The following is a 13559-nucleotide window of genomic DNA, read 5'->3' as shown; positions in this document are numbered from 1 at the left end:
TGTGGTGGGGTGGCGTCAGATCCGCGGCGCTTCGGCGCCGATGGTCGTGGTGGGTCCGTGTCCGGTGTGGACGACCGTGTCCGGCGGCAGGGTGAGCAGCCGTTCGCGGATCGAGGTGACGATCGTCGGGAAGTCCGAGTACGAGCGGCCGGTGGCTCCCGGACCGCCCTCGAACAGGGTGTCGCCGCTGAAGACCGCTCCGAGTCCGGGCGCATACAGGCAGATCGAGCCGTAGGTGTGGCCGGGTGTGCTCAGCACTTCGAGGGTCGTACCGGCGACAGCGAGCTTGTCACCGTCCGCCAGCCAGACGTCCGGCTCACGGTCCGGATACACCACCGTCCACAGTGCACGGTCTTCGGAGTGGAGCTGGATCGGCGCCCCGGTCTTGTCCGCCACCTCGACGACAGAGTTGATGTGGTCGTCGTGGCCGTGCGTGCAGACCAACGCCGTCACGACACGGCCGCCGATAGCCGCGAGAACGGCCTCCGCATCGTGCGCTGGGTCGATGACGAGCACCTCGTAGTCGTCGCCGACCAGCCACACGTTGTTGTCGACGTCCCAGGTTCCGCCGTCGAGGCTGAACGTCCCGGACGTGACCACGTGCTCGATCCGTGCGCTCACAGGACCACCACCGAACGCAGCACGCGACCGTGGTGCATGTCCTCGAACGCCTTCTCGACGTCCTCCAGGCCGATCGTCTCCGTGACGAACGCGCCGAGGTCCAGCCGGCCCTGCAGGTAGAGGTCGATGAGCATCGGGAAGTCGCGGCTGGGCAGGCAGTCGCCGTACCAGGAGGACTTCACCGCGCCGCCGCGGGAGAACACGTCGATCAGCGGCAGCTCGAACGTCATGTCCGGGGTCGGCACGCCCACCAGCACGGCGGTGCCGGCGTGGTCGCGCGCGTAGAAGGCCTGCCGGAACGTCTCCGGCCGGCCGACGGCGTCGATCACGACGTCGGCGCCGTTCCCGTCGGTCAGTTCGCGGATCGCCTCGACGACGTCCTGGCTGCGGGCGTCGACGGTGTGGGTCGCGCCGAACCTCTGCGCCCACTCGAGCTTGGTGTGGTCCAGGTCGACGGCGATGATCGTGCGCGCCCCCGCCAGCCGGGCACCCGCGATGGCCGCGTCCCCGACACCGCCGCAGCCGAGCACCGCCACGCTGTCACCCCGGCCGACCCCACCGGTGTTGATCGCGGCGCCGATACCCGCCATCACACCGCAGCCGAGCAGACCGGCGACCTCGGCCGGTGCCTTGGGGTTCACCTTCGTGCACTGTCCGCTGTGGACGAGCGTCTTCTCCGCGAACGCGCCGATGCCGAGCGCCGGCGACAACGGGGTGCCGTCGGCGAGGGTCATGGGCTGGGAGGCGTTGTGGGTGTTGAAGCAGTACTGCGGCCGCCCTCGCAGGCAGGAGCGGCACGAGCCGCACACCGCGCGCCAGTTGAGGATGACGAAGTCCCCCGGCTCCAGGCCGGTCACGCCCTCGCCCACGGCCTCGACGACACCCGCGGCCTCGTGCCCGAGCAGGAACGGGAACTCGTCGTTGATCCCGCCCTCCCGGTAGTGCAGGTCCGTGTGGCAGACCCCGCAGGCCTGGACCTTCACCAGCGCCTCGCCGGGTCCGGGGTCCGGCACGAGGATGGTCTCGACGGAGACCTCGGCTCCGCGCCCCGCCGCCACGACACCGTTCACTGCGTGTGCCACGTACTTCTCCTGACTCGTCAAAGGTGGGAGTAGAGGGGGTGCTTCTTCGCCAGCAACGAGACGCGCGCGGCGAGATCGGTCTCGTCGTACGACGGCTGGAGCGCGGCGGCGATGACGTCCGCGACCTCGGTGAAGTCCGCGGCGGTGAAGCCGCGGGTGGCGAGTGCCGGGGTACCGATGCGCAGTCCGGAGGTGACCATCGGCGGGCGCGGATCGAACGGCACCGCGTTGCGGTTGACGGTGATGCCGATGCGGTGCAACCGGTCCTCGGCCTGCTGCCCGTCCAGTTCGGACTCGACGAGGTCGACGAGCACCAGGTGCACGTCGGTGCCGCCGGAGAGCACCTTCACCCCGGCCGCGGCGCAGTCGGGCCGGGAGAGGCGTTCGGCGAGAATGCGCGCACCTTCGAGAACCCGCTGCTGGCGCTCGCGGAACTCCTCGGTCGCCGCGACCTTGAACGCCACCGCCTTGGCCGCGATGACGTGCTGCAGCGGCCCGCCCTGCTGACCGGGGAACACCGTGGAGTCGACCTTCTTGGCCAGCTCCTTCGTGCACAGCACCACTCCGCCGCGCGGACCGCCGAGCGTCTTGTGCGTGGTGGTCGTGACGAGGTCGGCGTACGGCACCGGGCTGGGGTGCAGGCCCGCGGCGACAAGACCCGCGAAGTGCGCCATGTCCACCATGAGCTTGGCGCCCACCAGGTCCGCGATCCGGCGGAACTCGGCGAAGTCCAGCTGCCGCGGGTACGCCGACCAGCCGGCGATGATCAGCTTCGGCCTCGTCTCCAGCGCCAGCCGCTCGACCTCGGCCATGTCCACGCGTCCGGACTCGCGGTCCACCTGATACGCCACGACGTGGTAGAGCCGGCCGGAGAAGTTGATCCGCATCCCGTGGGTCAGGTGGCCGCCGTGCGCCAGGTCCAGCCCCATGATCGTGTCACCCGGCTGGAGCACCGCCGCCATCGCCGCGGCGTTGGCCTGCGCACCCGAGTGCGGCTGCACGTTCGCGTGCTCGGCACCGAAGAGAGCCTTCACCCGCTCGATCGCCAGCGCCTCGATCACGTCGACGTGCTCGCACCCGCCGTAGTACCGGCGCCCCGGGTAGCCCTCGGCGTACTTGTTCGTCAGCACCGAACCCTGCGCCTGCAGCACACCCACCGGCGCGAAGTTCTCGGAAGCGATCATCTCCAGCGTCGACTGCTGGCGGTGCAGCTCGGCGCGGATCTCGGTGGCGACCTCGGGATCGAGCTCGTCGAGGTCCAGTTCCAGAACAGAGGTGGAGACGGAGAGTGACAACGGGCCAACCCTTCCGAGCTTGTTCCGTAATGCGCAACCTTGTTCGCATTGTGCAACTGCGACGCGCATCACGGTGAGACTCGGGCGCGAGGTTGTCAAGCCCCCGTCGCACGGACGGCCGCATCCGATACGACGACGTTCCGGGTGGTCACAATCCCGGAACGCGAACGAGCCCCCGGCTCGGGCCGGGGGCTCGCTGGTCGGCGCGGGCTGTCAGGACACGGGGTGCCCCATCCTGACGGAGAGGTCGCGCGACGCCGTCCGCAGCCGAGCTCGGCGGCGATCTCGGTGATCCCAGCCTCGCCGTTGCGTGCCAGCAGCTCGAGGATGGCGACCGCCCGGTCGACCGACTGCACGAGCGCGGCGTCGCGCTCCTCCCCGTTGTTGCGCATGACGCGACGGTAACCGACTGGCGCAACACACCCTGGCTCCTTGACGGCCCTCCTGATCCTAAGCCATCCTGCTGTTGCGTATCGCACACCATGTTCCGTAATACGCAACGGAGGGCTTGAGATGATCACCGCTTGCGCCGTGGACGACCTGCCCGCCGGCGAGTCCGTGCGCGTTTCGGGAGACGTGGCGATCGCCGTCTTCAACGCGGACGGCGAGTTCTACGCCATCGACGACACGTGCAGCCACCAGGACGCCTCCCTCTCCGAGGGCTGGCTGGAGGGCTGCTTCGTCGAGTGCCCGCTGCACGCCGCGAGCTTCGACCTCCGCACCGGTGTCCCGACCTGCCTGCCGGCCAAGAAGCCGGTGCGCACGTATCCGGTCGTCGTGCAGGACGGCGTGATCTACGTCGACACGCGGAGTCGCGAGGCCGTCGCATGAGAACGGTCGTGGTGGCCGGAGCCTCGCTGGCGGGCCTGCGTTCCGTGGAGGAGCTCCGCAAGCAGGGCTTCGACGGGCGCGTGGTCGTCATCGGCGAAGAGGTCCACGCGCCCTACGACCGGCCACCTCTGTCCAAGGCGTTCCTCGCGGGCACCCTGCCCGCCGAGGAGCTCGCACTCGCCGAGCAGAGCGACGTCGACGAATGGGCAGCCGAGTGGCGCCTCGGGGTCCGCGCCGAACGGGTCGACCCGCACGCGGGCGAGATCCACCTCTCCACTGGCGAGATCGTGCGGACAGACGGCCTCGTGATCGCCACCGGCGGCCGCGCCCGCACGCTGCCCGGTACCTCTGCGCTCGCCGGCGTGCACACCCTGCGGACCCTCGACGACGCCGTCGCCCTGCGCGCGGACCTGCGCCCCGACGCCCGCGTCGTGGTCGTCGGCGCGGGCTGGATCGGCGCCGAAGTCGCCTCCACCTGCCGCGGACTGGGCCTCGACGTGACGGTGGCCGAGGCCGCCCCGGTACCGATGGAACGCGCCCTCGGCGCGTCGCTGGGCCGGATCTGCGCCGACCTGCACGCGGACCACGGCGTCGACCTGCGCCTCGGCGTCGGTGTCGCCGGCTTCACCGCCGACGGCACGCGGGTGACCGGCGTGACCCTCCAGGACGGCTCGCACCTGCCCGCCGACGTCGTGGTGGCGGGTGTCGGCATGGAGCCCGCGACCGGCTGGCTGCACGGATCCGGGCTCCCGCTCGACAACGGGGTGCTGTGCGACACCGGCTGCGTCACGCCGATCCCCTCGGTGGTCGCCGTCGGCGACGTCGCCAGGTACCGCACACCCGAGGGCCGCCAGGTCCGCCACGAGCACTGGACGAACGCCTCGGAGCAACCGGTCGTGGCCGTGCGCAACCTCCTGGCGGGCACCACCCTCGACACGTTCCGGCCGTCCGGTTACGTGTGGTCCGACCAGTACGGCGTTCGACTGCAGCTCGCGGGTGAGACCAGCGGCGCGGACGAGATCGCCATGATCGACGGCTCTCCCGACGACCGGAAGTTCGTCGCCGAGTTCCGCCGCGACGGCCACGCCGTCGGCGTCCTCGCCATGAACAACGCCAAGCTCTTCGGCAGGATGCGCCGCCAGCTCTCGGCCACGGCCGGCCACTGACGCACCTCGGACACGGCATGATCGGCGAACTGGAGTAATCGTCCACAGTGGAGTTCCATGGCGGTGTCCCGGCACGTACCGGGACACCGCCACGACTCACTCGGCGGGCCGTGCCGCCGCCGTCACGCGGAGGGCGCGCATCGTCGGCACCATGCCTCCCACCAGCGCGATCACCACACACGTCGACACCACGCCGCCGAGTTGCAGCAGCGGAAGGTCCATGACGGCTTCGGCGCCCGTTGAGGCGAGGCCGCGCCACACGCCGATGATGGTGATGACGGCCACCAGCAGACCCAGCACCACACCCACCAGCACCACCGCCAGGATCTCGCCCAGCATCACGCCGGTGATCTGACGGCCCGTCGCACCGATGCGGCGCATCAGCCTGATCTCCTCCGTGCGCTCACCCATCGACATCGCCAGGGTGTTCGCGATGGAGATTCCCGTGTAGAGGATGGCCATGCCGAACAGCAGGGCGATCGCGATCAGGTTGTCCTGCTGCGAGTTCTGGGACTGGGTGGTCAGCCAGTCCTCCGCGGTCGACACCTCCACGGCAGGCAGGGCGGCGAGGGCCTTGCGCACGTCGCCGGTGTCGGCGCCCGGCGCCAGCAACACGTAGGCCTCGCTGGTCAGCGGGTCGTGCACGTGGCCGCGCGCGATCTCCGGTGACAGCAGGATGTCCGGGAGGCCGGCGTCGGCGCTCAGCACGGCGGCCACGGTCACGGGGGCCGGGGTGCCGTCGCCCAGGTACACCGTCACCTGCTGGCCCGCCGTCCAGCCCAGCAGGTTCGACGCCTCACGGGTCACCACCACGGACGCGCCGGCGAACTGGTCCAGCGAACCCGATGCCGGTGCCACCTTGAACACCGCGCCGAGAGTCCTCGGGTCGGCGACGCCCATGGTCACCTGGTCCGGTTCGCCCAGGTTCGGTGCCCAGCCGCTCGTCTTCACCACGCCGGTCACGTCCGCGACGCCCGGTACGGACTTCATCTTGTCGATGGTGTCCTGCGGCAGGCCCGCTCCGCTTTGTGCCGTCACGACGAACGGCGCGGACAGGTGCGCTCGCGCGTCGGCCGCCGCTGTCGCGCTGGTCGTCGCGATCACGCCCAGCATCGACGAGCCGATCGCCACGGTGATGAGGATCGGTGCCGCCAGCGCGGCGACGCGGCGTGGCGCCACCCGGCTGTTGGCACCGGCGAGCAGGCCGGTCACGTCCGTCCAGGCCGTCAGCGGCCGGGAGAGCAGCCACACCAGCGGTGGCACGAACAGCGGTGCCAGTGCGGCCAGTGCGACGACCAGCACCTCGGTCAGGACGATCGCGAACACGACCGAGGCCTCGCCGCCGACGCGTGCCATCAGCAGGATCATCAGCAGTGCGAGGCCGAAGAAACCGATGCCGATCAGCCAGCGGCCGCGGGTCATCACGCCCTGCTCGACATCGGCCTGCCGCAACGCCTCCACCGCCGCGACCCTGCCCGCCTGGCGGGACGCGGCGAACACGCCGAGCACCGAAACGCCCACGCCCACGATGAAAGCCACGGTGAGCGCCAGTGGTGACACGGGTGCGCTGAAGCCCGGCGGTGCGATGCCGAAGCTCACGGTCAGCCCCGCGAGCACCTGCCCGCCAATGGCACCGAGGACGCAGCCGGCCGCCGAGGCCAGCGCTCCGACGATGGCGGCCTCGCCGATCATCATCCGCTGCACCTGCTTCGGCGTGGCGCCGACGGTGCGCAGCAGCGCGAGCTCCCGCCTGCGTTGTGCCACCACGAAGGCGAACGTGCTGGCGACGACGAAGATCGACACGAACGCCGAGATGAGCGCGGTGATCGCGAGGAACGAACCCGCGTCGGTGACGGCGCTGGTGTAGTCGCTGACCGTCGCGGGGTCGAGCTTGTCCGCGCCCGTCACGACCACCAGCGAGGGGTCACCGAGCGCCTGGCGCAGCTGCTCGGCCAGTGCCTCCGGTGTCGTGCCGTCCTCGCCGAACACCCCGATCGCGTCGACCTGGTCGCTCGCGCCGGTCAGTTCGGCCGCCGCCTGGTCGGTGAAGAACACCGCGGCGACGGCGAACCGCCCGTCGCCGCCCGGTCCCTTCGCGACGCCGGCGACCTTCACCGCGCGGACACCGCCGAGCGTGATGACATCGGTGCGGTCGCCGGGTTCGAGGTTGTGACGCTTCGCCGTGTCCTCGTCCAGCACGACCTCGTCCCGCGAGCGGGGTTCGGTGCCCTCGGTCAGCCGGTACGGCGCGAGCGCGGCGCTCGACCACCCGTGCCCTGCCCGCGTGCCGTCCTCTCCTCCGACGAGGGTCGCCGAGAACGTGCGGTCCGGATGGACGGCCCTGACCCCAGGTACAGCGTCCACTTTGGACGTCAGGTTGACGGGAATCCGGCGCGCCTCCAGCAGAAGCGGCGCGTAGTCGAACGTCGTGTCACCGTCGTCAGTCGGGATGTGCGCGCGTTGCTGGGCACGCACGACGACCGACGCGGCTTCGAAGCGGCCCGCACCGATCTGGTCGCGCACGAGAGAGGCGTCCCTGGTGGCGAGCAGCATCTGGCCGGTGGCCGCCAGCATCGTCACGCCGAGCACGACCACGACGATCAGGCCGGTGAACAGCCTCCAGCGTGTTCGCACCGACAGTGCGGAGATCCAGAACACCTCAGCCCCCCAGCGCGGCGAGCTTGGCCGCGACCGTCTCGGGCGTGGGCTGCCGCTGCTCGGCGACCACGACTCCGTCGCTGAGGAACACGACCCGGTCCGCGCACGCGGCAGCCATCGGGTCGTGGGTCGCCATCACCACCGTCTGTCCACGTACATCGACGAGGTGCCGCAACGCACTCAGCACTTCACGTCCATTGTGGACGTCCAGCGCACCCGTCGGCTCGTCGGCGAAGAGCACCTCCGGGTTGGTGATCAGCGCGCGGGCGATCGCGACGCGCTGCTGCTGACCGCCGGAGAGCTGTCCAGGGCGGTGCTTGGCGCGGTCGGCGAGCCCGACCTGGCGCAGCGCGTCGATCACCTGGGCCGAGGCCGGCTTGTGCCCGGCGAGTCGCAGCGGCAGCATGACGTTCTGCTCGGCGGTCAGCGCGGGCAGCAGGTTGTAGGCCTGGAACACCATGCTGATGCGGCTGCGGCGCAACCGTGCGAGCGAGTCCTCGTCGAGCCTGCTGATGTCCGTCTCGCCGATGAACACCTGCCCGGCGCTCGGCCTGATCAACCCTGCCGCACAGTGCAGCAACGTGGTCTTGCCGGAACCGGACGGGCCCATCACCGCTGTCATCGAGCCGCGGCCGAAGCCGAGCGCCACTTGACGGACGGCGTGCACCACCGCGTACTTCGTGCCGTAGTTCATCGTGACGTCCACCAGCGTGACGGCGTCGCCGATCGACCTGCCCACCGGTGCGGTCGTTTGTCCCCTTGTGCCGAACATGTACCCAAGTCAACTCGGCCGGCGGTCCCGCCACATCGCAGTTCGCTGCGATCTTGGGGGTGTAGCTGGCCACACCCCCGATCGGGTCAAAGCAGGTCAGGCGCGCTCGCTGTTGAGATACGCGAGCACCGCGAGCACCCGCCGGTTGCCGCTGTCCGCCGGCTGCAGGCCGAGCTTGGTGAAGATCGCGCCGATGTGCTTCTGCACCGACGACTCGGTGATGTGCAGGTGGTTCCTGATGGTCGTGTTGTCCTGGCCCTGCGCCATCAGCGCCAGCACCTCGCGCTCGCGCGGGGACAGGTTGTCGATCGGATCGCTGGTGCGGCGGGTCAGCAGCTGCCGCACCACTTCCTGATCCATCACCGTGCCGCCGCCCGCGACCCGGACGAGCGCGTCGACGAACTCCTCGACCCGTGACACGCGGTCCTTGAGCAGATAGCCGACACCGCCGGGCGCTCCGGCCATCAACTCGGTGGCGTAGCTGGTCTCCACGTACTGGGAGAGCACCAGCACCGGCAGGCCGGGCACGCGGCGCCGGGCCTCCAGCGCGGCCCGGATGCCTTCGTCGCGGAACGTCGGCGGCATCCGCACGTCCACGATCGACACCTCGGGGCGGTGCTCGACCGCGGCCTCCACGAAGCTGTCGCCGTCGACGACTCTGGCCACGACCTCGAACCCCGCCCTGGACAACAACAGCGCGAGTCCTTCCGCCAGCAGGACGTTGTCCTCCGCGATCACCGCCCGCACGGCAGCTCCACCACGATCCTGCTCGGTCCGCCCGCCGGGCTCTCCACCTTCACCACTCCGTCCAGCGCGGCGACCCGGCGCCGGATGCCGACCACGCCGCTGCCTCCCGCCTCGTCGATACCACCCCTGCCGTCGTCGGTCACCTCGACGACCAGCCATTCCCCCGCTGTGCGCACCCGCACGTCGACGGACTTCGCGCCGCTGTGCTTGGCCACGTTGGTGAGTGCCTCCGCCAGCGCGAAGTAGGCCGCCGTCTCCACGGCGGCCGGCAGCTCACCGGTCTCGTCCAGGTCGAGGTGGGCGGGCACGGGGCAGTCGGCCACGAGCGACCGCACCGCGCCGGCGAGGCCGCGGTCGGCGAGGATCGGCGGGTAGATCGCGCGCACGATGGTGCGCAGCTCCGTCATCGCCGCCTCGACGCCCTCGCTCGCCTCCGCCAGCAACGTGCTCGCCACGTCGGGCTCGGTGGTCATCGTCTGCCGCACGATGCCCAGCCGCAGCGCGATCGACACCAGCCGGGCCTGGATCCCGTCGTGCAGGTCGCGTTCGATGCGGCGCAGTTCGGCGCCGTGCGCGGCGAGTGCCCCGGCGCGCGACTCGGTGAGCACCTCGACGCGTTCCTCGAGCTGCTCGGCGTCCGAGCGGTCCAGCACCGCCAGCGTCAGCGCGGCCCACCACCGGGCGAGGCCCGGCACCACGAAGATCAGCAGGACCCCCGAGACCATCAGCACCGGGACGCCGCTGAGCACCGCCGTGCCCCAGTCCGCGATCGTCACCCCCGGCAGCAGCTGCACGGGATCCGAGTCGGGCAGCGCCCACCAGAACAACGTGCCGCCCAGCGAGGCCAGCAGCAGTCCCAGCAGCAACGCCGTCAGCAGGCCGAGCGGCAGCCCGATCACGACGTGCACCGGCAGCCAGGCGAGGTCGCGCCACGTCGTCGGGTCCCCGAACACGCCGCGCCACCAGCTGAAGACCCCGCCGCGCAACGGCTGGAACCGCCGGCGCACCGGCCTGCCGAGCAGATGGCCCGCCAGGACGCGGTGCGTGTCGGTCCACAGCCGCAGCACCACCAGCACCATCGGCAGGAAGACCAGGCCCACGCCGCCCGCGACGATCGCCAGCGCGGCGACGAGCAGGGCGAGGGGGAACAACGCCGTCACGACCGAGGACGGCGCCATGAGCACCATGGTGGGCACGGTGCGACGCACCCCGCCCCAGACCGCACTCACCCCCGCGCCACCTCCCCGTGTCCCGGCGCCAGGCCATCTTCCCGGATCGGGCTAGGAGCCGAGCAGGCGGCCACCCTGGAGCGTCTCGGCGTAGGAGAACACGTACCCCGTGCCGATCTCGACCGGTGCCAGCGCGGCGAAGTCACCGTCCAGCACGTCGAACAGGCGCAGATCGGCCTCACCCCGCCACACCGGCGTGAACTCGACCCCGGTGACCTCCGAGGTGACGAGCTCGCTCACCGGCTCGTCCTCCGGCGTCCACGCAGGGAAGTACCTCGTGTGCACCAACGGCACGGTGTGCAGCACGGGAGGTTCGTCCGCGAGTCCGGTCAGCTTGACGCTCGCCTCCGCCACCCGCCTGCCGGACACGGAGAGCGAGCCGTGGAAGCGCTCTCCCGGCGCGGGCCGCTGCCCGGCGACACCGACCGGCTTCGGCCGCGTCTGGTGGATCGCGCCGAACTGCTTCGGCATGCCCTGGATCCAGCCGCGCACCAGCGGCACCGGCTGGTCGACCCACGCGTACGGGCAGCGGGCCATCGGCCTGCCCTCGTGGCTGCAGCCGATCAGCAGCAGGAACTCGGTGAACTGGCAGGTCGCCGGATCCGCGAGCTCGGCGCCGGACTCCGAGCACCACTGCCACTCGGCGAACACGGCGGCGGCCGCGCCCGGATCGGGTCCGAGGTCGAGTCCCGGCGGCAGGAACCGGGCGGCGGCGTCCGGATCCACCCGGTAGTCGACCATGATCACGTCACCGGCGAAGTGCCACGGTGGCGGCGTGATCATCGCGGACGTGCCGCTCGGCGACAGCGGCAGGCTGTAGCCGACGGGCGTGGGCAGGCTCGTCGCGGTCATGAGGAGATCCGTTCCGGTAGTGCCCCGGACCGCGCCCAGGCCGTGCGGAGCGCACGACCCGCGGACGCGAGTTCTGCGGGACGGTTGAGGCTGTAGGAGAGCCGGATGCGGGGCGAGCGCGCCGCCCCGAACCGGGAGCCGGCGGCGACCCGCACCCCGGCGGCGGCCGCGGCGGCCATGAGGTCGTCCTCCGACTGTCCCGCGCCGAAGCGCAGCCAGAGGAAGAAGCCGCCGTCCGGAGTCGTGGCGTCCAGGTCGCCCAGCGCCCCGAGCAGTGCGTCGCGGCGGCTGCGCAGCCTGCCGCGCAACCAGTCCAGGTGCTGGTCGTACTCGCCGCTGGTGATCATCACCGCCACCGCCAGCGACGCCAGGTGGTTCAGCGAGCCGCCGCTGTGGAACAGGCCGTGCCGCAGCAGCCGGGACGCCACGGCCGGTGCGGCGGTCAGCCAGCCCAGCCGCAGGCCGGGACCGATCGTCTTGGAGAAGGTGCCCAGCCGGATCACGCCATCGGGATCCAGCTCGGCCAGTGCCGGCGGGGTCGCGGCCCCGGTGAGGCCCAGTTCGGCGTACGCGTCGTCCTCGACGACGAGAACGCCGCGCCGGGCCGTCACCTCCAGCAGCTCCCGGCGCCTGCGCTCGGGCACCACCTGCCCGGTCGGGTTGTGGAAGGTCGGGTTCAGGTAGACGAAAGCCGTGTCCGACGCGGCCAGCGCGTCGTCCAGCGCGCCGGGGTCCATCCCGTCGGCGTCCGCGGGCACGTGCGCGAGCCGCAGGCCGCAGCTGGTGAGGATGGCCCGCCCGTAGTCGTAGCCGAGCCGGTCCGTCACCACGGTCTGTCCCGGTGCCGCCAGCGTGGTGCCGAGCAGGTGCAACGCCTGCGAGGTACCAGCCGTCACCACCACGCCGCCGGGGTCCGCGAGACGCGCCCGCCGCGCGAGCACCTCGCGCAACGGGAGCGCTCCCGCGTTGTCCCCGTAGGCGAGGGCGGCGGACCCGAACTCGTCCAGCGCCCTCGCGTACGCGTACCGCACCAGCCCGACGGGTTGCAGGTCCGGACCGGGATAACCCGGCCCGAGGTCGGCCACGCCGGGCGGTGCCACCTCCTGCACGACCCCGAGGCGCCAGCCAGGGGGGAACTCCGTCACGAGGCCACCAGCACCGACCGCAGCAGCCGCGTGGCGGCCTCCACGGCCTCCGGCGACCTGGACAGGGCGATCCGCAGGCAGTTCCCGCCCTCCTCCGGCCGGGCCCAGTGGAACGGCCCGCACGGCAGCGCGAACAGGTTGTGCTGCCGCAGTTCCTGCCACACCGCGAGACCCGAGCGGGAACCGAGGTGCACGCGCTCGACGCTCGCACGGCTGAGCGGATCGGGGAAGGTCACCTCCGGCACCCCCGCGAGCCCGTCGCGCACGATCGCGCGGTTGGTCGCGATGAACCGGTGCAGGTCGGCGAGACCGCCGTCGGCCGCGTCCTCGGCGAGCCGCTTGATCATCAGCAGCACGAGCGGTGAGACGCCGAGCAGGATGTCGGAGTAGACCTTGCCCAGCGGCAGGCCGTTGTGCTCGGACGACACCAGCCAGCCGACCTTCAGCTCCAGCGTCGGCCACAGCTTGCCGGTGTCCTCGATGACCACCCAGCGGCACCCGCTGTCGCGCAGCACCTCGTAGTGGTCGTAGTGCGCGGCCGGGTCGAACCCGCGGAACGACGTGTCGAGCGTCAGCACGACGTCGTGCCGGGCGCACTGCTCGGCGAGCCGCGCCAGCCGCTCACGGGAGACGACCTTGCCGGTCGGGTTGTTCGGCGTGGTGACGAACAGGCACCCCACCGAGTCGAGCAGTGCCGCGTCGAGGTCGCCGCCGTGCAGCTGCTCCTCCTCGACGGCGACGAGCTCCAGCCCGACACCGCGCAGGATGTCCGGGATGTTGTCGAACGTGGGGTGCACCAACGCGATCCGGTCGGCCACGGTCGCGAGCGACCGCGCGAAGATCTCCATCGCGACGGACGACGAGTAGCAGCTGAGGACGCGTCCCTCCGCCGCCGGGTAGGAGTGCTGGCCGAGGAGTTCGAAGTAGGTGCCGATGGCCTCGCGTTCGATCTCGTCGACGGGCTGCTTCACGGCCTGCGCCCACAGCTGCGGCAGGTCCTCGACCACCCGCGACTGGCCGAGGGTGAGGTCCTGGCGGGCGTGACCGTCCGCGAGGTTCAGAGAACTGTTGAGGGCCAGGAATTCGAACTGGGTGAGGTTGCCCAGCGCGTCGTCGCTGACCACGGTCGACCGAGTGTCCTGCATGTGCTCACGAGCTCCT

12 protein-coding genes and 1 pseudogene are annotated in these 13559 nt (G+C 71.2%); 2 read left to right on the top strand and 11 right to left on the bottom strand.

Going from position 1 to position 13559, the window contains the following annotated elements:
- Nucleotides 1-15: 15 nt before the first annotated feature.
- The 4 genes and pseudogenes from ABFX45_RS33570 to ABFX45_RS33555 form a co-directional block, all read right to left on the bottom strand.
- Nucleotides 16-621 carry an MBL fold metallo-hydrolase gene (locus ABFX45_RS33570; protein WP_109637641.1) on the bottom strand — a complete coding sequence of 202 codons (606 nt, stop codon included), beginning with the start codon at nt 619-621 and terminating at the stop codon, nt 16-18.
- Nucleotides 618-1703 carry an S-(hydroxymethyl)mycothiol dehydrogenase gene (locus ABFX45_RS33565; RefSeq protein ID WP_109637639.1) on the bottom strand — a complete coding sequence of 362 codons (1086 nt, stop codon included), beginning with the start codon at nt 1701-1703 and terminating at the stop codon, nt 618-620. The genes ABFX45_RS33570 and ABFX45_RS33565 overlap by 4 nt, the downstream gene beginning before the upstream one ends.
- Before the next feature lie 17 nt (nt 1704-1720).
- Nucleotides 1721-2998 (bottom strand): serine hydroxymethyltransferase, encoded by a 1278-nt coding sequence (glyA, locus tag ABFX45_RS33560; RefSeq protein ID WP_346134380.1) that lies wholly within the window; start codon nt 2996-2998, stop codon nt 1721-1723.
- Nucleotides 2999-3243: 245 nt separating this feature from the next.
- Nucleotides 3244-3390 (bottom strand): annotated as a pseudogene (locus ABFX45_RS33555) (helix-turn-helix domain-containing protein); the annotation flags it as partial.
- A gap of 121 nt (nt 3391-3511) precedes the next feature.
- Here ABFX45_RS33555 and ABFX45_RS33550 point away from each other — a divergent pair.
- Both ABFX45_RS33550 and ABFX45_RS33545 read left to right on the top strand, forming a co-directional pair.
- Nucleotides 3512-3829 (top strand): bifunctional 3-phenylpropionate/cinnamic acid dioxygenase ferredoxin subunit, encoded by a 318-nt coding sequence (locus tag ABFX45_RS33550; RefSeq protein WP_109637632.1) that lies wholly within the window; start codon nt 3512-3514, stop codon nt 3827-3829.
- Nucleotides 3826-4995 (top strand): NAD(P)/FAD-dependent oxidoreductase, encoded by a 1170-nt coding sequence (locus ABFX45_RS33545; RefSeq protein ID WP_346134377.1) that lies wholly within the window; start codon nt 3826-3828, stop codon nt 4993-4995. Before ABFX45_RS33550 ends, ABFX45_RS33545 begins: the two co-directional genes overlap by 4 nt.
- 96 nt (nt 4996-5091) lie before the next feature.
- Here the strand turns inward: ABFX45_RS33545 and ABFX45_RS33540 are convergent, their stop codons facing one another.
- From ABFX45_RS33540 to mppP, 7 genes are all read right to left on the bottom strand, one after another.
- On the bottom strand, nt 5092-7629 hold the full coding sequence (locus ABFX45_RS33540; RefSeq protein ID WP_346134375.1) for an ABC transporter permease: 2538 nt from the start codon (nt 7627-7629) through the stop codon (nt 5092-5094).
- 25 nt (nt 7630-7654) lie between these two features.
- Entirely contained in the window at nt 7655-8425 is a 771-nt protein-coding gene (locus ABFX45_RS33535; protein ID WP_428834265.1) for an ABC transporter ATP-binding protein, read from the bottom strand.
- A gap of 96 nt (nt 8426-8521) precedes the next feature.
- Nucleotides 8522-9172: a response regulator transcription factor gene (locus ABFX45_RS33530; protein ID WP_112227972.1), complete on the bottom strand. Its 651-nt coding sequence runs from the start codon at nt 9170-9172 to the stop codon at nt 8522-8524.
- Nucleotides 9160-10401: a sensor histidine kinase gene (locus tag ABFX45_RS33525; RefSeq protein WP_346134372.1), complete on the bottom strand. Its 1242-nt coding sequence runs from the start codon at nt 10399-10401 to the stop codon at nt 9160-9162. Before ABFX45_RS33525 ends, ABFX45_RS33530 begins: the two co-directional genes overlap by 13 nt.
- A gap of 51 nt (nt 10402-10452) precedes the next feature.
- Nucleotides 10453-11253, bottom strand: a complete 801-nt coding sequence (gene mppR / locus ABFX45_RS33520) for an enduracididine biosynthesis enzyme MppR (RefSeq protein ID WP_346134370.1) — start codon at nt 11251-11253, stop codon at nt 10453-10455.
- The gene (locus ABFX45_RS33515; RefSeq protein ID WP_346134368.1) at nt 11250-12398 is read right to left on the bottom strand and encodes an aminotransferase class I/II-fold pyridoxal phosphate-dependent enzyme; all 1149 of its coding nucleotides are present in this window, start codon (nt 12396-12398) and stop codon (nt 11250-11252) included. The genes mppR and ABFX45_RS33515 overlap by 4 nt, the downstream gene beginning before the upstream one ends.
- A complete protein-coding gene (gene mppP, locus ABFX45_RS33510; RefSeq protein WP_109637619.1) occupies nt 12395-13543 on the bottom strand; it encodes an enduracididine biosynthesis enzyme MppP in 1149 nt (382 codons plus the stop codon). Before mppP ends, ABFX45_RS33515 begins: the two co-directional genes overlap by 4 nt.
- Between the last annotated feature and the right edge of the window lie 16 nt (nt 13544-13559).

The organism is Lentzea roselyniae, assembly GCF_039537795.1.
In the GTDB taxonomy this organism is placed as follows: Bacteria; Actinomycetota; Actinomycetes; order Mycobacteriales; family Pseudonocardiaceae; genus Lentzea; species Lentzea atacamensis.
Note: the sequence above shows the minus strand (reverse complement) of the source record. Positions and strands in the feature narration are given on the sequence as shown.